The 20,019-nt window shown below is 35.6% G+C and carries 16 protein-coding genes; 13 read left to right on the top strand and 3 right to left on the bottom strand.

The features are described from left to right. Positions 1-15: 15 nt before the first annotated feature. Positions 16-1,524 carry an NAD-dependent dihydropyrimidine dehydrogenase subunit PreA gene (preA, locus tag F7O84_RS05435; protein WP_151142737.1) on the top strand — a complete coding sequence of 503 codons (1,509 nt, stop codon included), beginning with the start codon at positions 16-18 and terminating at the stop codon, positions 1,522-1,524. A gap of 43 nt (positions 1,525-1,567) precedes the next feature. Next, the gene (locus F7O84_RS05430; protein ID WP_151142735.1) at positions 1,568-2,794 is read left to right on the top strand and encodes a Zn-dependent hydrolase; all 1,227 of its coding nucleotides are present in this window, start codon (positions 1,568-1,570) and stop codon (positions 2,792-2,794) included. A 74-nt stretch (positions 2,795-2,868) separates the two neighbouring features. Here the strand turns inward: F7O84_RS05430 and F7O84_RS05425 are convergent, their stop codons facing one another. Together F7O84_RS05425 and F7O84_RS05420 are read right to left on the bottom strand one after the other, a co-directional pair. Next, positions 2,869-3,753, bottom strand: coding sequence for a PHP domain-containing protein (locus tag F7O84_RS05425; RefSeq protein WP_151142732.1), 885 nt, complete (start codon positions 3,751-3,753; stop codon positions 2,869-2,871). Beyond that, complete coding sequence (locus F7O84_RS05420; protein ID WP_151142729.1) at positions 3,746-4,933, bottom strand: MFS transporter; 1,188 nt, start codon at positions 4,931-4,933, stop codon at positions 3,746-3,748. Before F7O84_RS05420 ends, F7O84_RS05425 begins: the two co-directional genes overlap by 8 nt. 115 nt (positions 4,934-5,048) lie before the next feature. Between F7O84_RS05420 and F7O84_RS05415 the strand changes: the two genes are divergently transcribed. The 9 genes from F7O84_RS05415 to F7O84_RS05375 all read left to right on the top strand — a co-directional run bounded on the left by F7O84_RS05415 (position 5,049) and on the right by F7O84_RS05375 (position 16,749). Beyond that, positions 5,049-5,936, top strand: coding sequence for an AraC family transcriptional regulator (locus tag F7O84_RS05415; RefSeq protein ID WP_151142727.1), 888 nt, complete (start codon positions 5,049-5,051; stop codon positions 5,934-5,936). A gap of 30 nt (positions 5,937-5,966) precedes the next feature. Next, complete coding sequence (locus tag F7O84_RS05410; RefSeq protein ID WP_151142724.1) at positions 5,967-7,313, top strand: AbiH family protein; 1,347 nt, start codon at positions 5,967-5,969, stop codon at positions 7,311-7,313. A gap of 3 nt (positions 7,314-7,316) precedes the next feature. Continuing rightward, positions 7,317-8,192: an SMP-30/gluconolactonase/LRE family protein gene (locus tag F7O84_RS05405; protein ID WP_151142721.1), complete on the top strand. Its 876-nt coding sequence runs from the start codon at positions 7,317-7,319 to the stop codon at positions 8,190-8,192. Between the two features lie 57 nt (positions 8,193-8,249). Next, positions 8,250-9,011 (top strand): SDR family NAD(P)-dependent oxidoreductase, encoded by a 762-nt coding sequence (locus F7O84_RS05400; protein WP_151142719.1) that lies wholly within the window; start codon positions 8,250-8,252, stop codon positions 9,009-9,011. A gap of 156 nt (positions 9,012-9,167) precedes the next feature. Next, positions 9,168-10,046 carry an undecaprenyl-diphosphate phosphatase gene (locus F7O84_RS05395; RefSeq protein WP_151142716.1) on the top strand — a complete coding sequence of 293 codons (879 nt, stop codon included), beginning with the start codon at positions 9,168-9,170 and terminating at the stop codon, positions 10,044-10,046. A gap of 36 nt (positions 10,047-10,082) precedes the next feature. Then, positions 10,083-12,695, top strand: coding sequence for an FtsK/SpoIIIE family DNA translocase (locus tag F7O84_RS05390; RefSeq protein WP_151142713.1), 2,613 nt, complete (start codon positions 10,083-10,085; stop codon positions 12,693-12,695). Between the two features lie 72 nt (positions 12,696-12,767). Next, on the top strand, positions 12,768-14,438 hold the full coding sequence (locus F7O84_RS05385; RefSeq protein WP_151142711.1) for a formate--tetrahydrofolate ligase: 1,671 nt from the start codon (positions 12,768-12,770) through the stop codon (positions 14,436-14,438). Positions 14,439-14,456: 18 nt separating this feature from the next. Next, complete coding sequence (gene folD / locus F7O84_RS05380) at positions 14,457-15,299, top strand: bifunctional methylenetetrahydrofolate dehydrogenase/methenyltetrahydrofolate cyclohydrolase FolD (RefSeq protein WP_151142708.1); 843 nt, start codon at positions 14,457-14,459, stop codon at positions 15,297-15,299. Positions 15,300-15,315: 16 nt separating this feature from the next. Continuing rightward, positions 15,316-16,749, top strand: a complete 1,434-nt coding sequence (locus F7O84_RS05375; RefSeq protein ID WP_192451667.1) for a chitobiase/beta-hexosaminidase C-terminal domain-containing protein — start codon at positions 15,316-15,318, stop codon at positions 16,747-16,749. A gap of 86 nt (positions 16,750-16,835) precedes the next feature. On the opposite strand, the gene F7O84_RS05370 is transcribed toward F7O84_RS05375, so the two are convergent. After that, positions 16,836-17,408 (bottom strand): xanthine phosphoribosyltransferase, encoded by a 573-nt coding sequence (locus tag F7O84_RS05370; protein WP_151143717.1) that lies wholly within the window; start codon positions 17,406-17,408, stop codon positions 16,836-16,838. Between the two features lie 199 nt (positions 17,409-17,607). Here F7O84_RS05370 and F7O84_RS05365 point away from each other — a divergent pair, with 199 nt between their 5' ends. Continuing rightward, the gene (locus tag F7O84_RS05365; RefSeq protein WP_151142703.1) at positions 17,608-18,498 is read left to right on the top strand and encodes a sulfide/dihydroorotate dehydrogenase-like FAD/NAD-binding protein; all 891 of its coding nucleotides are present in this window, start codon (positions 17,608-17,610) and stop codon (positions 18,496-18,498) included. Next, positions 18,498-19,883 (top strand): NADPH-dependent glutamate synthase, encoded by a 1,386-nt coding sequence (gltA, locus tag F7O84_RS05360; RefSeq protein ID WP_192451666.1) that lies wholly within the window; start codon positions 18,498-18,500, stop codon positions 19,881-19,883. The genes F7O84_RS05365 and gltA overlap by 1 nt, the downstream gene beginning before the upstream one ends. The last annotated feature ends 136 nt before the right edge of the window (positions 19,884-20,019 follow it).

The following is a 20,019-nucleotide window of genomic DNA, read 5'->3' as shown; positions in this document are numbered from 1 at the left end:
GTTTGGAGTGATAAGATGAGTAAATTTTTATATAAAGAAACTTCGTTATTAGAGGAAGCAAGTGGGTGTCTCTTATGCAATGAGGCGCCTTGCACCAAAGCCTGTCCTCATCAACTTGAAATAGATAAAATAATTCGGTGCTATCGGTTTGACAATAAAGCTGGTGCCATCAATCGTTTACCACTTAGTTCCCCTTGCCAAAGCTGCGTTGATACACCTTGCGTTGCGGCTTGTCTTAAGGGTAAGGTAGGTGCACCTGTACCAATACCAGATATGTTTGAAAAGCTTTCTACCTACGAGAAAATAACGAGAAAAGAGGTAGATTTATCCATAGATTTTTGCGGAGTATCATGTGAGAACCCATTTTTTCTTTCTTCATCAGTTGTAGGAAGTAATTACGAAATGGTAGCAAAAGCCTTTGATATGGGCTGGGCAGGAGTTGCCTTTAAGACCATTGGAACCTTTGTACCAAAAGAAGTATCGCCAAGATTTGATGCATTAAAAAAAGAAGCAGTACCATTTGTAGGCTTTAAAAATATTGAGCAGATTTCAGACCATACATTGGAAGAAAACCTTGCATTTATCAGAGATTTAAAAAGAGATTATCCGACTAAAGTATTTGTTGCCTCCATTATGGGGCAGACCGAGGAGGAATGGACCTATCTTGCAAAAGTAGTAACAGAGGCTGGAGCAGATATCATTGAATGTAACTTTTCCTGTCCTCATATGGCGGCAGACGGCTTGGGTTCTGATGTGGGGCAAAGTCCAAAATTGGTTGAGGCATATACAAAAGCAACGAGAAAAGGTACCCATCTTCCGATTTTGGCAAAAATGACACCAAATATTGGAAATATGGAAATACCAGCTCTTGCAGCAGTTCAGGCAGGGGCAAATGGAATCGCAGCCATTAATACGATTAAAAGTATTATGAATGTAGATTTAGATAGCTTTGTATCAGGACCTTTTGTAGTTGGTAAAACAAGTGTGGGAGGATATTCAGGAAAGGCTGTAAAGCCAATTGCGCTTCGGTTTATTCAAACAATGAAGGCACACAATGGACTTATGGATATACCAATGAGTGGAATGGGAGGTATTGAAACATGGAGGGATGCCTTTGAATTCATGGCTCTTGGCTGTGAAAACATTCAGGTTACCACTTCGGTTATGCAGTATGGATATCGTATTATTGATGACATGATAGAAGGGATGCAATATTATTTAAGTACCCATGGTTTTTGTAATGTGAAAGAAATCGTTGGGAAAGCACTGGTTCATACCATATCTGCAGAGGAGCTAGAGAGAGATTCAATCTGCTATCCCAAATTTGATCGAATGAAATGCATTGGTTGTGGTAGGTGTTATCTGTCTTGTTACGATGGTGGTCATCAAGCATTAAAACAAGATGAACATACCAAAAAACCTGTCATGAATGCAAAAAAATGTGTTGGATGTCACCTGTGCGTTTTGGTATGCCCAGTAAAAGCCATATCGGCAGGAACAAGAGTAAAAAAGAAAGAGCAATAGTAAAAAAATTATCGTAAAGTGTACATAGAAGGAGGTAAGTAACATGGTAGAATGTAGTTATGAAAGAATGGAAGATAAAATTAAGACTTTTAGCAAATTTGGTGATACGGGAAAAGGAGGCATTACAAGATTTTCCTTATCTGAAGAAGCAATTGCTGCAAGATGCGAATTTGTGAAACGGATGGAGGCAATTGGGGCTTCTATTGTAACCGATGATATGGCTAATCTTTATGCGACCATACCAGGGACAGAGGATCTTCCTGCAATTTTTTCAGGTTCTCATATGGATTCCGTTCGACAAGGTGGTAATTATGATGGAATTCTAGGCGTATTAACAGCAATGGAAGTAGCAGAAACGATTGTGAAAGAAAAGATTCCTCATAAGCATCCCATTACTGTTATAGTGTGGACGAATGAAGAAGGTGCAAGATTTGAACCTGCCATGATGTCTTCTGGTGTTATCTGCGGTAAATTTGATAAAGCAGCTATGCTTGCATCAGAGGCAAAAGATAGAAAAGGCTATACTTTTTCACAAGCGCTAGAAGAAAGTGGCTTTAAAGGTGAAGAGAAAAATCGAATGAATCCAGCTAAGACAAAGGCACTGGTAGAGCTTCATATTGAACAAGGGCCAGTGCTTGAAGCAGAGGGGATTGATATTGGTGTGGTAGAAGGCGTATGCGGTATGATTAATTATGAATTTACCTTTATAGGTCAGGCTGGACACGCAGGAACGACTCCTATGAAATACCGTAAAGATGCTCTATATGCGGCTGTAAAAACCATTCAGTACCTTCATGATGAATTAGATCAGTTAGACAGCAAGTTAGTCTATACAACAGGTAAAATATCTGCACATCCAAACATTCATACGATTATTCCAGATGAAGTAAAATTCACATTAGATGCCAGACATCAAGATCCAGAGGTAATTAAGCAAGTACTTACTATTATTAAGAAAATACCAAGTGTAGTAGAACAGTGCAAAGTAAGCTATGAGGAAGCATGGTCTCGTAGGACGGTAAGTTTTACCTCAAAATTGGTAGATTATGTAGAAAAAAGTGCCAGAGAATTTGGTTATTCGAATCGAAGAATCTATAGTGGACCAGGGCATGATGCTCAGTTTGTCATAGATTTAGTTCCAACTACAATGATATTTGTTCCAAGCGTAGGAGGACACAGTCATTGTGAAATTGAATATACACCAGTTGAAAACTGTTTAAAGGGTGCAAATGTATTGTTGCATACGATTTTACATATTGATAAAGAGTAGGAAACGAAAGGAATTTTAAAAAGCTTTTACAAGATAATTAACGTAAAAGCTTTTTTACCCATTACGAAAAGGTGTTATGATAAGAATTTTATTTGCTCTATTAATTCATCCTTACGAAGCAAGCTTCCATGTCCTCCAAGTACAATGGAAGGCTTTGTTTTTCCGTGAAAATCACTGCCACAGGTTGTAAATAAGTGGTAGCGTTTGGCTTCGTTATAATATTGATATGCTTTTGTTGGTGTATGATAACTACTAAAAGCTTCGATTCCATCCATTCCAAGAGAGACAATCTCTTCTAACAGTGATTCCTTTCCATTCAAATTAACACCAGGATGTGCCAATACCGCATAACCATTGTTTTGATGAATCAAATCAATGATTTGATTCATTGGAGGATAGGAAATTGGTACATACAAAGATTTCCCTTGTGCGTAGTAATCCCAATAAAAATTAACATAAGGATTATCCCCTCTGACTTGGCCTGCACGGTATGGAAGCAATAGTGGGTGGTCTTTGTATTCTTCTTTTGCTAGTAATATTTCAGCAAACATTTCTCCTGTCCAAGTTTCAGACCAATAGGTATCCTTTGCAAGATCCCATAGTTCATTTTCTGTTACTTGAAGTCCTAATGCTTGCGTTTTCTCAAGCATTTCCAAAGAAACTTTAAGACCTTGAGAACGAATATTTTGTTCGATTTCCTCAAAATCACTACTAAGATAGTTGATATTATAGCCTAATACATGAAAATTAACTCCGTGGCACACACAATCAATTTCGATACCAGTAATATAAGTAAGCCCTTTTTCTTTTGCAATCTGTTCCACTTGATTGGCACGGACACAATTATGATCCGTAATAGAAAATGTTGTAATCCCTTGTGCTAAGCATTTATCAAGCAGTGCAAGAGGGGTTAACTCCCCATCATTACTAAAAGAACTATGCATGTGTAAATCAATCATAATGAATCGTCCCTCCTTTGACATTTTTTATAAGTTTTTCATACATAAGTAGCATAAAAAGCAATAAGAAAAGCAAGTAAATTGGGAGCAGGGAAACGGCAATATAGTTAGCGATTAAGCCAAAAAGCGGTGGCATCAGGCAGGTTCCTAAATAGGCGCAAGCCATTTGTACACCTATAATGGCTTGCGACTTATCTGCACCAAAATGCATTGGTGTAGAATGGATGATGCAAGGATATATAGGTGCACAGCCAAGTCCAATTAATAAAAGACCAAGTATTGCACTACCATTGCCAAAAGGTAGTAGTAAGACTAGAATCCCAGTAAATAAAATACCTTCACCTAATCGAATCATTTGTGTGTTGTTTAATTTAATTGTTAAAAATCCACTAACAGCACGCCCAATTGTTATGCCAATAAAAAACAAACTGGCATAACCAGCGGCGATGGTGCTTGTTAAACCCTTATGTAATACAAGATAGCTGCTTGCCCACAAGCTAGTGGTTTGTTCCAAGGCACAGTAACAAAAAAAGGAAAGCATCACTTCCTTTGCACCAGGAATGCTTATGATTTGCTTTAAAGATAATACTTCTTTATTAGAAGGTGTCTGGTCAGTAGTATGGCTCGTCTTTGAATGCTTGCTCCATAGCGGTAAACTAATCAATAAGATTAGCGTTAACAGGATTTGTAGATACGAAATATAGCGATAACCCATATTCCAGTTGTTACCTCCTGTCAATGCATATGCCATAATATAAGGACCAAGAGAAGCGCCAACGCCCCACATACAATGAAGCCAGCTCATATGGCGGCTTTCATAGTGAAGCGCAACATAATTATTAAGAGAAGCATCTACACTACCAGCCCCAAGTCCATAAGGAATTGCCCAAAGACATAACATCCAAAAGGAGGGACTAATCGAAAACCCAAACAATGCCACTGCGGTCATGCCAACACTTATGGCGGTTACTTTACCTGTTCCAAAACGTTTGGTTAGACGGTCGCTTTGCAGACTTGATACGACAGTTCCTAAAGCAATAATAATGGAAATCGCGCCCGCATAAGAAATAGGAACGTTAAAATCTTTATACATTGTCGGCCAAGCAGAGCCTAAAAGAGAGTCTGGTAAGCCTAAACTAATAAATGCTAAGTAAATAATTGCGAGTAGTAATTGTATCATGTTGTCCTCCTATGTATCTTGTTATTCATATGAATAGAATAACGTCATAAACCGCTTGATGCAAGATATATTTAGACGTATAATATAACAAAAGCGACCAGAAAGGAGGAAGGGAATGGGACTTTCTCATTGCGGCTTAAATTTAAATCGTGAAAATAAAGAATTACAACCTCATGGAAGTGCTGAATTTCCATGTGCTGGATATAAAGCAGAGTATTTTGATAATCCACAAGATAGTATACCATGGCACTGGCATGAAGAAATAGAAATTGCCTTTGTAAAAAAAGGGGCGTTAAAGTTAAAAATACCAACCAAATCGTTTGATCTAAAAGAAGGAGATTGCATTGCGATTAACTCCAATGTTCTTCATTATGCAATTGCACAGCCTAAGTGTGAGTTACATTCTTTCGTCTTTAGTCCGTTACTTATTACAGGAAATGATACAAGTGTATTTGCAACCAAATATGTAAAACCACTTATCAACTGTAGTTCATTTGATGGATATGTATTTAGCGAGCAAGATTTCGTTATTGAATCCTTTGTTCGTGCATTTAACGCGCTTGCAAGTGATGTAACGGGCTATGAATTTATCGTTAGAGATAATCTCTCTTTTTTATGTTTTACTCTTTATGAATATTTTAAGCAAGAAATTGGCGTGAAAGAAGAAGTAAAGAATCAAGATAATATACGAATTCGAAAAATGCTTGATTTCTTACATGAACATTTTACAGAGAGACTTACTTTGGCTGAGGTTGCTAAGGTTGCTGATATTGGAGAAAGAGAATGTTTACGTTGTTTTCAAAGAACGATTCAGCTTTCACCCATGCAATATCTATTAAAATATAGAGTAATGCAAGCTGCTACATTGCTTCAAAAAGATTCTACGAAAAACATCATTGAAATAGCAAGCATTTGTGGGTTTGATAGCACTAGTAACTTTTCTAAAATGTTTAAGCGGTTTTATAATTGTACACCAAGGGAATATCGAAAGAGGAATGAATAGGGGAATGTATAAAGAGAAAGAGGGGAAAATATGGATATACTTGTTTTAGGAAATGGTTTTGATTTAGAGCATGAACTACCAACAAAGTATAGTGACTTTCTTATGTTTGTCACCCGCTTTTTGGAACTTTTTCAGGAGAAAGAAATCGTTTGCAAGAGTCAATTTGATTCGTACTTACTAAATTTGTGTAACAACCAAGAGAGGAAGGAACTGAAACTTGAATTATTTGAGCTTGTTCATAATAATATCTGGATTACTTATTTTTTGGAAAAGCAACAAGAATTGGGAGTGAACTGGATAGATTTTGAAAAGGAAATATCGAACATGATTCAAGTAATGGAATACGTTATTTCCTATATAAAGAATGAACGGGATAAAGATAAGCAACAAATTAAAATTCCTCATTATGTTTGTGATAATATGAAACGCTTGATGCCTTCTATGGAGGAATACATATCAAATATAGAACAAGTATTGAATCAGAAAGAAATGTTGTTGGAAGATTTAAATAAAATGATTCGAAGCTTAGAAATCTATCTATCCGATTATGTAGCAAAGTTAGAGATTGAAGTATATAATCCAGATATCTTTAAATTAGCACCTGATTATGTGCTAAATTTTAATTATACGAGTACATATCGAAATTTATATGCGAAAAATGATGACCTAATTGGGTATGACTATGTTCATGGAGAAGCAAACTTTCATAATACGATGAGTACTTGTAATATGGTACTTGGAATTGATGAATACTTGCAGGAGGAGGAAAAGGATAAGAATGTAGAATTTATCGCATTTAAAAAATATTATCAACGAATTAAAAAGAAAACTGGCAGTTTGCATCGGGATTGGATGGATGAAATCTATCTTACGCCACTTTTAGCAATTGCTCAAAAAATGATACAGGAAAATTGCGCATATTTGCAAATGCCTTACAGTGAAGGAGATTGGGCATATCAACGTTTTGATGGTAGTTATGAGTGTGACGAAAAGACAAGACGTTTTATTTTTGAAATCAATCAGCTGATTGCAAGCACCAATGATAAAGTGTTGGTAGCCTTACAAAATTCTGACGAACTATTAGAATGTGCAGCAAGTATTGATGATGAAATCAATATCAATGATTTTGATCATGCATTTTGCAAGGCAATGAATCGTTTTCAATTGAAACAATCTAATACCAATGACATTTGGAAAAAATTATTTTACCTTTCTGAAAATGTAAATCGCAATGATCTTTTGAAATATATTACAAGAAAGGAAGAGCAGGCAAAAGATACCATTGAGCTTGCAAGAATCTGTTATTTTAAAGAAGTGATTCAAGAGAAAGAATATTTTGAAAATCAGGAAGAATATGAGACCGAAAAAGGAAGGTAAACAATGAAACAGGCAACATTATTATTGAAAATTGGTTGTGAATTAGGAGAAGGTTGTGTTTGGGACGAGAAAAGAAATCGACTTTATTTTATTGATATAACTGGGAGACAATTGCATTGTTATTTACCAGAGCAAAATGAATTAACTTCTATGCCAGTAAGTAATTTGATTGGAACTATTATATTGTATGTGGATGGAACTTTACTAGCATTGGAGCGACATTCCCTTTATCATATTAATTTTGACGAGAAAACAGAGGTGTTTTTACAACGACTACCTTTTCATGAAGAACTTCGCTTTAATGATGGAAAATGTGATAGATTTGGACATGTATGGGTAGGAACAATGGCAATCAATCAAGATGAACCAAGTTCAAAAGGAGCGGGAAGTCTATATTGCTTAGAACCACATCTAGATAATAAGAAGGGGGATTTTAAAGTAAGACAATGCTTAACAAATTATACGATTCCAAATGGTTTAGCGTGGAGTAGCAAGGACGAAGTGTTTTATCATATCGATACTCCAAAGCATGTAATCAACCGTTTTTCTGTTACTAAGCAAGGACTAACTAATGAAAAGAGAACTCTTTTATCTATTTCAGAGCAAGAAGGTTTACCTGATGGCATGACAATAGATACGGATGGAAACTTATGGATTGCAATGTGGGGAGGTAGTAAGGTAGTATGCTATGATCCACGTATTGGAGAAAAGATTGATGAAATCTATGTACCAGAAAAATATGTAACATGTGTTACATTTGGTGGGAGCGATATGCACACACTTTATATTACTACCGCAAAAAACGGACAAAAAGAAGGAGGAAATCTTTATTACATACGTCTAGACCAAAAGGGAAGAGCCGCATATCGGCTGTCCTAGAGGGATAAATCATAGATAGGAAGGCATATCCATAAAAATAAGGGCAAGGAGAAAATCATGAAAATAGCAATTGTAACAGGTGCTTCATCGGGTATTGGCAAGGAGTTTGTAAAACAACTTTCTACATCCAAACATTTGGACGAAATATGGATGATAGCAAGACGAGAAGAACGTTTAAATGCACTAGCAAAAAAAATACCTACAAAATTAAAAGCCATTGAACTTGATTTACTGAGTGTGGAATGCATGGAACAATTAAAAGAAAGATTAGAGAAGGAAAAACCACAGATAAAAGTATTAGTTAATTCTTCAGGATTTGGTAAGTTTGGAAAATTTAATGATTTAACCAAGGAAGAGATTAATAATATGATAGACTTAAATTGCAAAGCCTTAATTCATATGACCTATTTATGTTTGAATTATATGAAGAAAGAAAGCAAAATTATTATGATGGGTTCTGCTTCTTCTTTTTTTCCTTTGCCTGAATTTAACTTATATGCCTCTACAAAGGCATTTGTGGTACATTTTAGCAGAGCGCTACATGTGGAATTAAAAAAAAGAGGGATTACAGTTACAACAGTTTGCCCAGGCTATGTTAGAACGGAATTTTTTAAAGTTGCAAAGGATACAAAAAATCCTAATACCTGCAAGAACTTTAAACCAATGTATGAGTCAAAGGATATCGTAAAAAAAGCGTTAAAAGATAGCCAAAGAGGAAAGGATATGTCTGTATATGGTATCCAGATTAAGATACTTCGACTTCTATCAAAGATGTTACCCCACCAATTGATAATGTGGATTTGGTTACGTATCAAATAATATACGTCTTGTCGATATAAAGAACCTGACTTGCTACTAGGCTTGCAACATAACATTAATAATGACAAGTTTACTGGAAAATGTTATAATAGACGTTAAGAAATAAAATGTGGCAAACGTATGTTTGCAACACCGTAATACTTAGGAGGAAAAACAATGTCACTTTTACAAGCGATTTTGATGGGGATAATACAAGGGATTACAGAATTTTTACCAGTGAGTAGTTCAGGACATTTAGCAATTTTTAAAGAGTTATTTCAAATTGATTTAGAAACGGGCATACTTTTTGATATTATGCTTCATCTTGGAACGTTATTGGCAGTTTTTATTGTTTATTTTAAAGATATCAAACGATTGGTGATTGAAAGCTTTGCCATACTATATGATTGTATCCTAAATTTAAAGATTTTCATTTCAAATATAATACATAAAAATAATGAAGGCTATAGACCACTTGTACGAAACGCTTATCGTAAGTTTGTAATACTTGTAATCTTTTCAACGATTCCAACGGCTATTATTGGATATGCTGCAAAGGATTTGATTGAAGTCGTGTCCAAAATACTAATTGTTCCAGGGGTTTGTTTGATTATTACTGGTATCTTACTTTTTATTGCAGATAAATATAATGATGGGACAAAGACTCCAAAGCAAGTTTCCTATAATAATGCATTTATCATAGGAATCTGTCAGGGAATTGCAACACTTCCTGGAATCTCTCGTTCGGGAACAACCATCACAGCATGTTTGGTCAGTGGATTTGATAAAAAATTTGCTGTAAAATATTCTTTTATTATGTCCATTCCAGCTATTTTAGGTGCGGCGGTTTTGGAACTAAAGGATATTACCACTATGAATGTTACGCCGAGTGAGATAATAAATTATGTTGTTGGTGCAGTTGTGGCCGCATTAGTTGGATATATCTGCATTAAAACCATGTTGGTTGTAGTACGAAGAAAGAAATTTAAATTTTTTGCTATTTATTGCTTATTGGCAGGTACATTAGCAAGTGTGGGTTATTTTGTTATTTCTTAAAGAGGTAACAAAAATAGAAATATGGGAGGCAGTATCATGAGTTCAAGTACGAGCAGAAAGAAGAGTACTTCACAAAGGACAAAACGTACATATAATAAAAGAAACACTGGAAAAGGGAAAAAGACACAACAAAAAGATAATAGCTTTTTAAAAGTAGAGATTGTACTTTTGCTTATTTTAGCGTTTTCTATCATCTTATTACTGAGTAATTTTGGGATAGGAGGTGTTGTTGGCAATTCAATCAGTACGGTTGCCTTTGGCGTATTTGGAATTATGTCATATGTTCTTGCCTTTATTCTTTTTTTTGGATGTGCACTCTTTATATCCAACAAGGACAATCCAAGAGTTGTAATTAAGATAATTAGTGGTATTGTTTTATTTTTGCTAGTGTGTGCATTTACACATTTAATTAGCAAAGCCTATCAACAAACAACTACGATAAAGGAATTCTATGAATATTCCTCCATTCATAAAAGTGGAGGTGGTATTGTAGGAGGTGGTTTAAGTAAGTTGTTTGCTTCTGCGTTTGGAACGGTGGGAGCATATGTGATTGATATAACCTTGATTATTATATCGATTGTCATTATTACCGAAAAATCTTTCTTAAAGGTAGTGAAAAAAAGTAGTAATAAAGTATATTCTACCGCAAAGTCAACCGCAGTTGCAGGTAATGAAAGATTAAAAGAAAAAGCATTACAAAGACAAATAGAAGCAGAGAATAGGCGTATCAATAAAAAGGTTGAAGGCGTTAGTATTAATACTTCGATTGAGACTGGAAAAAAAGCACAAAAACAAGACATCCATGAAATTACAATGGATTTTATGCCAGATCCTAGTATGGCAAATCCTCTGCCACCAGACCTTACCATAGAAAGAAATGAGCCAATTCCTGATTTGGAGGATATTACATTAGAAGCAACGAATGCTATAGATACAGAACCTGTTGCATTAGAAGAATCCTTTGATTTAGAAGATGTATTATATAAAAATGCAATAGAAGAAGTAAAAATGAGTGATACTAGTTATGAACTTGAGAGTCAAGAAATGACCGAGCTAGAATCACAGGCCATTGAAGTTGTACAAGCAGAGCCAGTTAAAAACAAAGAAAAATTGGGCGAAGAACAAACAACGCTTGCGACCGATGAAATTTCCAAAGAAATTGAAGCCAATAAACCAGTGAAAGAATATGTGTTCCCACCTCTTTCTTTGTTAAAGAAAAGCAATGTAAGAGGCGCAGGTGATTCTGATATCTATTTAAGAGAGACGGCGGCTAAGCTTCAGCAAACATTACAAAACTTTGGTGTTCGTGTTAATGTAACGAATATTAGTTGTGGGCCGACAGTAACAAGATATGAATTGCAACCAGAAATGGGCGTTAAGGTAAGTAAAATTGTAAGTTTATCGGATGATATTAAGTTAAACTTAGCAGCGGCAGATATTCGAATCGAAGCACCAATACCTGGAAAAGCAGCAGTTGGTATTGAAGTTCCCAATAAAGAAAATAGTACCGTTATGCTTCGTGACCTTCTTGAATCAGCAGAATTTAAAAAGCATTCCTCCAACCTAGCTTTTGCGGCAGGAAAAGATATCGGAGGACAAACCGTTGTTACTGACATAGCTAAAATGCCACACTTATTAATTGCAGGATCAACGGGTTCTGGTAAATCAGTATGTATTAATACACTCATCATGAGTATTCTATATAAAGCAAAGCCAGATGAAGTAAAGTTAATTATGATTGATCCAAAGGTAGTTGAGCTTAGTGTTTATAACGGAATTCCTCATCTGTTTATTCCTGTTGTTACTGATCCAAAGAAAGCGGCTGGTGCACTTAACTGGGCAGTTGCCGAAATGACAACGAGATACAAAAAATTTGCTGATTTGAATGTGAGAGACTTAAAAGGATATAATGAAAAGATTCAAACAATTAAAGACATTGAAGAAGAAAATAAGCCAGAAAAATTACCTCAGATTGTAATCATTGTAGATGAGCTTGCGGATTTAATGATGGTTGCACCAGGAGAAGTGGAAGATTCGATTTGTCGTCTTGCTCAGCTTGCAAGAGCAGCAGGAATACACTTAATTATCGCAACACAAAGACCTAGTGTAAATGTAATTACAGGATTGATTAAAGCAAACATGCCATCTCGAATTGCGTTTGCAGTATCTTCAGGAGTAGATTCTAGAACAATAATTGATATGAATGGAGCAGAAAAGTTACTTGGAAAGGGAGATATGTTATTTTATCCGCAGGGCTATCAAAAGCCTGCCCGTGTACAAGGTGCTTTTGTTTCAGATAAAGAAGTGAGCGATGTGGTTGCCTTTTTAACAAAAGAACATGGAGAGGTAGAATATAGTAAAGAAATAGAATCCTCAATTACTGCAACTTCACAAGTTGCAGCAGATGCTGGCAGTACGGGAGTAGAAAGAGATGTATATTTTATAGAAGCAGGTAAATTCATCATAGAAAAAGATAAAGCTTCGATTGGTATGCTTCAAAGAGTATTCAAAGTGGGATTTAATCGTGCTGCAAGAATTATGGATCAGCTCTGTGATGCTGGTGTAGTTGGGGAAGAAGAAGGAACTAAGCCACGTAAAGTTTTAATGAGTTTAGAGGAATTTGAACAATTTATTGACGAATGCGTATAAGCTATGGTAAATATATTTAGTATGAGTTTGAAAAGTTAGCCGAAAGTAGGATTGTAACGGTAGGAGGAAACGATGAAAACAGATATCCAAATCGCACAAGATGCACAAATGATTCATATCAAAGAGATTGCAAAGAAATTAGATATTACAGAGGATGATTTAGACTTATATGGTAAGTATAAAGCAAAATTATCCGATGAATTATGGGATAAAATAAAAGATAACAAAGATGGTAAATTGGTTTTAGTAACAGCTATTAATCCGACGCCAGCAGGAGAAGGTAAGACAACTACAACGGTCGGACTTGGACAGGCCCTTGGTAAGTTAAATAAAAAGGCTTTGATTGCTCTTCGTGAACCATCACTTGGACCTTGTTTTGGAATAAAAGGTGGTGCTGCTGGTGGAGGATATGCGCAGGTAGTGCCAATGGAGGATTTAAACCTTCACTTTACTGGAGATTTTCACGCCATTACTTCTGCGAATAATTTATTGGCTGCTTTGCTAGATAATCATATACAACAAGGAAATGAGTTAAACATTGATACCAGACAAATTGTTTGGAAACGTTGCGTTGATATGAATGATCGTGTACTTCGAAATGTGGTAGTCGGTCTTGGAAATAAGATGGACGGTGTTGTAAGAGAGGATCATTTTGTTATTACAGTTGCATCTGAAATCATGGCAATACTATGCCTGGCTAATGATATGCAGGATTTGAAAAGGCGACTAGGACGAATTATTGTTGCATATAATGATAAAGGTGAACCCGTTACGGCAAATGATTTACAAGCTACAGGAGCAATGGCAGCTTTATTAAAGGATGCTTTAAAGCCAAATCTAATTCAAACATTAGAACATACCCCTGCGCTAATACATGGAGGCCCTTTCGCAAACATTGCTCACGGATGCAATAGTGTAAGAGCAACGAAGACGGCTCTTAAGTTAGCGGATATTGTTGTTACCGAAGCAGGATTTGGAGCGGATTTAGGAGCAGAGAAATTCTTTGATATCAAGTGTCGTAAGGCCAACTTAAAGCCAGATGCAGTCGTTTTGGTTGCAACGGTTCGTGCGTTAAAATATAATGGTGGTGTTGCAAAAGCTGATTTATCAGTGGAAAATATAAAAGCACTGGAAAAAGGAATTGTTAATTTAGAAAAACATATAGAAAATTTACAAAAATATCAGGTACCAGTAATTGTAACTTTGAATTCTTTTATTACGGATACGGAAAAAGAATATCAATTTATTAAAGATTTCTGTGAAGAAAAAGGCTGTGAATTTGCTCTATCTAAAGTATGGGAATACGGTGGAGAGGGTGGAATTGACCTTGCAAACAAGGTGATTGAGACGCTCGAAACTAAGACAAGTAACTTTAAACCTTTATATGAAGACCAGTTATCATTAAAGGAAAAAATTAATAAAGTAGCGGTTGAAATATATGGTGCAGATAAAGTGACGTATGATTCATCTGCAAATAAAGCTCTGGCGCACATTGAGGCACTTGGATTTTCACATTTACCTGTCTGCATGGCAAAGAATCAATACTCCTTATCGGATGATGCGACTTTGCTAGGAAGACCAGAAGGGTTTGATATCCATGTAAGAGATGTATATGTTTCAGCAGGAGCTGGATTTGTAGTCGTGTTAACGGGAGCAATAATGACCATGCCAGGTCTTCCGAAAAAGCCTGCTGCAAACACGATTGATGTAGATGATAATGGTATTATTAGAGGACTATTTTAAGATGGAAGGATAGCAATCATGGCACAAATTATTGATGGTAAAATGATTTCACAACAAATTAAAGATGAATTAAAAGAACGTGTTGCAAAGCTAAAAGAAGAAGGAAAAGAAATAACTTTAGCGGTAGTTCAAGTTGGCAAGGACCCAGCGTCAAGTGTATATGTGAATAATAAAAAGAAGGCATGTGCCTACATTGGGATTAATTCTCTTTCTTATGAGCTAGAAGAGACGATTACGGAAAAGGAATTGTTAGAGCTTATATATGAATTGAATGATAATCCTGTTGTAAATGGAATACTAGTTCAGCTTCCATTACCGTCTCATATTAAGGAAGATAAAATTATAAATGCAATCAATCCTAAAAAAGATGTAGATGGTTTTCACCCTCAAAATGTAGGAAGCATGTGCATTGGAGAAAGAGGCTTTGTATCTTGTACACCTGCAGGTGTTATTCAATTATTGAAGCGTTCCAATATATCGATAGCAGGAAAAGAATGTGTTGTGATTGGCAGAAGTAATATAGTAGGAAAACCAATGTCGTTGCTTTTGCTACAAGAAGATGCTACTGTTACCATTGCTCATTCTAAAACAAAGGACTTAAAGGAGGTTACAAAAAGGGCAGATATATTGGTGGTAGCGGTTGGAAAACCTAAGTTTATTACGAAAGATTATTTGAAAAAGGGTGCTATTGTTATTGATGTTGGTATCCATCGTGATGAAAACAATAAATTATGTGGTGATGTTGATTATGATAGCGTTATTGATGAAGTAAGTGCAATTACTCCTGTACCAGGTGGAGTAGGACCTATGACAATCGCCATGTTAATGAATAATTGTGTAGAATCAGCATTAAATATTTAGAAATGAGGAAATGATTATGGTTTGCACTAAATGTGGTGTGGAACTGAAAGATACCGATTTATTTTGTTTGAAATGCGGTGCGGAAGTTCAAATCGTACCAGATTACAATCCTGTTGAGGAGATTGTAATACAAAATCTAGCACTTGCACAGCAAAACGAGATAATATCCCAAAATACAAAAGAAACGCAAAGTGATACAAAAAAGATAGAAACAAAAAAAGTAAGAAAAGAAGAGAAAGTATCAAGTTTACATAAAAAAAAGACAAAGCGTAAGACGTTTTTAACGTTTCCTAGATTTGCCTCTATCGTAGTCATTTGTGTTTTCATTGCGTTTTTTTTATGGAATAAACACAAGAATTCATTTGCATATCAATACGAAAAAGCACAAGTATATTTAAGTAACGAAAATTATCAAGACGCTTTGGAGTACTTAAACAAGGCACTTTTAATAAAGGACAACGATGTAGATGTATTGTATTTAATGGCAAAAGCTTACATTGGACTAAATAAGATTGACGACGCGATATCATATTTAAAAGAAGCATTGGTACTTGATTCAAATAACGAAAAAGCAGCCAAACAATTAATTGAAATATATTCTGATTACAATTATACGGATGAATTGAATGCGTTTGTTTCTGATATCAAGGATACGCAATTAGCGAAAGGACTAGGTGATTTTTACTTAAACCGTCCTTTGTTTAGTATCGAAAGTGGAACTTATGATAAATTTATATCGGTGGAATTAAAAACAAACACCCAAAACGATATCTACTATACGGTAGATGGGACAAAACCTACTACACAAGCAATTAAATATTCGGGACAAATAAGGCTTCGAGGCGGGACTACGATCGTTAGAGCTGTTGCTGTTAACGAGGCAGGAGAATATAGTATTGAAAATATTCAAGAATACACGGTTCATTCAACGGTTCCAGATAACCCTGTTATAAAGCCAGCTTCTGGGACATATACATCACCAAGCCCAATACATATTACGATACCAGATAATTGTAAGGTGTATTATACTTTAGATGGAAGTACTCCCAATGAAACATCCTTCTTATATACGAAACCCTTAGATATGCCATTAGGTAAACACACGTTGTCAGTTGTTGCAATTGATGAAAATGGTATCGTAAGTAATACTATTCAAAGTAATTATGATTTACAGTTTGACGCTGTTTTTACCGTAGACCAAGCACATGATATTATTGTGCAAAGACTAGGGGAAGAACTGATAGATGAGAAGGGGGCATTTACATTAGAGTGTGAGTCTGCAATCGAAATTGGCGGTTACAATCTGTATTCTTTTGAAAAAGTATATGGAAGAGATGCAAATGGGAATAAAATTTGTGGTTCGGAAAAATATGCGTTTGATGTATTAACAGCAGAAACCTATTATGCAGTTACGAATGTGGCAGGTGGATATGATTTGACACCATTTTAAAGGAAGACTGTTAAGTCTTCCTTTTATAATATGCAGAATATAACGTTACCGTATTTTATGTATTGCTTTAGAAAATAATTGATGTATTAATTAATAAATTGAATAGAACCACCATTTAAAGACTTAATTCTTGCTAATGAATAAACTTCTATTTTCGCTTCTTCTAGTTTTTGTCTTCCAGGCTGAAAAGATTTTTCTATTAGAATACCTAGACCTGCAATGGTAGCATTTGCTTTGCGAATAAGACGAATCGCACCAGTTGATGCTTCTCCATTTGCTAAAAAATCATCAATGATAAGGATATGATCCTCTTCGCAGATGTGAGATTTTGCTATCGTTAATTCATAACTTGTGCCTTTTGTAAAGGATACAACTTCAGTACCATATAAGTCGGTCTTTAGAACTTTAGAAGGTGATTTCTTCATTATGACCAAAGGAACATTCATTTCTAAGGCAGTCATCAAAGCAGGAGCAATACCAGAGCTTTCAATTGTCGCAACTTTAGTAATACCTTTATCTTTGAAATGATTTGCAAACTCTTTGCCTATTTCTTTCATTAAGTATGGATCTACCTGATGATTAATAAAACTGTCTACCTTTAATATTTCATCATTTAAAACTTTACCTTCTTTGCAGATTCTTTCTTCTAATAAATTCATACGTTTCACTCCATCATTTTTCATTCAATATAGCCAAGAACGATTAGCTCATTGTTATAAAAATTATATCATAATAAATCGAAAAGGCATAGAAAATAATCCAAGATATCCACTTTGAATATAAACTTGTTTAAATTTCAATTGAAATTTTCGACACGATGGTCTATTATATATATAGTATTTAAGAAGGAGGATTTCTATGTATAAAATAGTAAAAGCCGAAGAACTTGCTAAGAATATCTATCTTATGGAGGTTGAGGCGAAAAGAGTTGCGCATTCATGCAAACCGGGACAATTTGTTATCGTTAAGCTTGATGAAAAGGGGGAACGTATTCCACTTACTATTTGTGATTATGATAGAGAAGCGGGAACTATTACGATTGTTTTTCAGACATTAGGAGCATCCACTCAAAGAATGGCTGAATTAAATGTTGGAGATAGCTTTAGAGATTTTTCTGGACCACTTGGATGTCCTTCTGAGTTTCTAGATGAAAGTATAGAAGAGCTAAAAGGCAAAAAGATGTTATTTGTAGCTGGTGGGGTTGGTACAGCGCCAGTTTATCCACAGGTAAAATGGCTTCATGAAAATGGAATTGAAGCAGATGTAATTGTAGGAAGTAAATCAAAAGACATGCTTATTCTTGAGAAAGAAATGAAAGCAGTTGCAGGTAATTTATATATTACAACAGACGATGGTTCATATGAAAGAAAAGGTTTAGTTACTGACGTCATCAAAGATTTAGTTGAAAATCAAGGTAAGAAGTATGATGTTGTGGTTGCTATTGGGCCTATGATTATGATGAAGTTTGTTAGTTTATTAACAAAGGAACTTGGTTTACACACCATAGTAAGCTTAAATCCTATCATGGTAGACGGAACTGGTATGTGCGGTGCCTGTCGTGTAACCGTTGACGGAAAGGTTAAATTTGCCTGTGTAGATGGTCCAGAATTTGATGGACATTTGATTAACTTTGATGAAGCAATGAAGAGACAGCAAATGTATAAGTCTGATGAAGGGCGAGCAATCTTAAAGCTTCAGGAAGGCGATACGCATCATGGCGGATGTGGCGAATGTGGAGGTGACGAATAATGGACGTAATGAAAAAAGTTCCTGTAAGAGAACAGGATGCGAAAGTGCGTGCAAAAAACTTTGAAGAAGTTTGTTTAGGATATAACAAAGAAGAAGCGATGGAGGAAGCCATTCGTTGTCTTAATTGTAAAAATGCAAAATGCGTAGTTGGTTGTCCGGTATCCATAGATATCCCAGGTTTTATTCAGGAAGTGAAAGCGGGTAATATAGAAGAAGCCGCAAAGATAATCGGTAAATCATCTGCTCTACCTGCTGTCTGCGGACGTGTATGTCCTCAGGAAACGCAGTGTGAAGGTGTATGTATCAGAGGAATCAAAGGTGAACCTGTATCGATTGGTAAACTGGAACGATTTGTGGCAGATTGGTCAAGAGAAAATAACATAGAACCAGAAGCACCAAAGCCATTAAATGGTAAAAAAGTAGCTGTAATCGGATCTGGCCCAGCAGGACTTACTTGTGCAGGAGATTTGGCAAAAGAAGGTTATGATGTAACCATTTTTGAAGCTTTACATGAGCCAGGCGGTGTATTGGTATATGGTATTCCAGAGTTTCGTTTGCCAAAAGATACTGTTGTAAAGCATGAAATTGACAACGTAAAAAAATTAGGCGTTAAAATAGAAACAAACGTAGTAATTGGTAAATCTACTACCATAGATGAATTATTAAATGAAGAAGGATTTGACGCTGTGTTCATTGGTTCTGGTGCAGGTCTACCTAAATTTATGGGAATCCCTGGTGAAAATGCAAATGGTGTATTCTCAGCCAATGAATATTTAACCAGAAACAACTTGATGAAAGCATTTATGCATGGCTATGATACTCCAATTCTTGCTGGACAAAAGGTTGCAGTTGTTGGTGGCGGAAACGTAGCAATGGATGCGGCAAGAACTGCGCTTCGTCTTGGTGCAGAAGTTCATATTGTATATAGAAGAAGTGAAGAAGAGCTTCCAGCCAGAGTAGAAGAAGTACATCATGCGAAGGAAGAAGGCATCATCTTTGATTTGTTAACCAATCCAATCGAAATTCTTGTAAATGAAAATGGATGGGTAAAAGGAATGAAATGCGTTAAAATGGAACTTGGAGAGCCAGATGCATCTGGAAGAAGAAGACCATTTGAAGTAAAAGATTCAGAATTTGTGATTGAGCTTGATACCGTTATTATGTCACTTGGTACTTCTCCTAATCCATTGATTTCTTCAACAACTGATGGACTAGAAGTAAATAAATGGCAGTGTATTGTTGCAGATGAAGAACATGGTAAGACGACTAAAGAAGGTGTCTATGCTGGTGGTGACGCAGTTACTGGCGCAGCAACCGTTATTCTTGCAATGGAAGCTGGTAAAATCGGTGCTAAGGGTATTATGGAATTCTTAGAAAACAAATAATATGTAACATAGATAGAAAGAGGAAAGTTCTTTGGAGCTTTCCTTTTTTCTTTCAAAAATCGTAATAATTTCATTGCTATTTTTTTATCAATTGCTATGCTATAATGAGATTTATAGAAAATTGTGGAAAATAAAA

Origin of the sequence: Candidatus Galacturonatibacter soehngenii (assembly GCF_008830185.1) — a bacterium.
GTDB lineage: Bacteria > Bacillota > Clostridia > Lachnospirales > Lachnospiraceae > Lachnotalea > Lachnotalea soehngenii.
The sequence above is the reverse complement of the archived record's forward strand: the minus strand, read 5'-3'. Positions and strand labels throughout refer to the sequence as shown.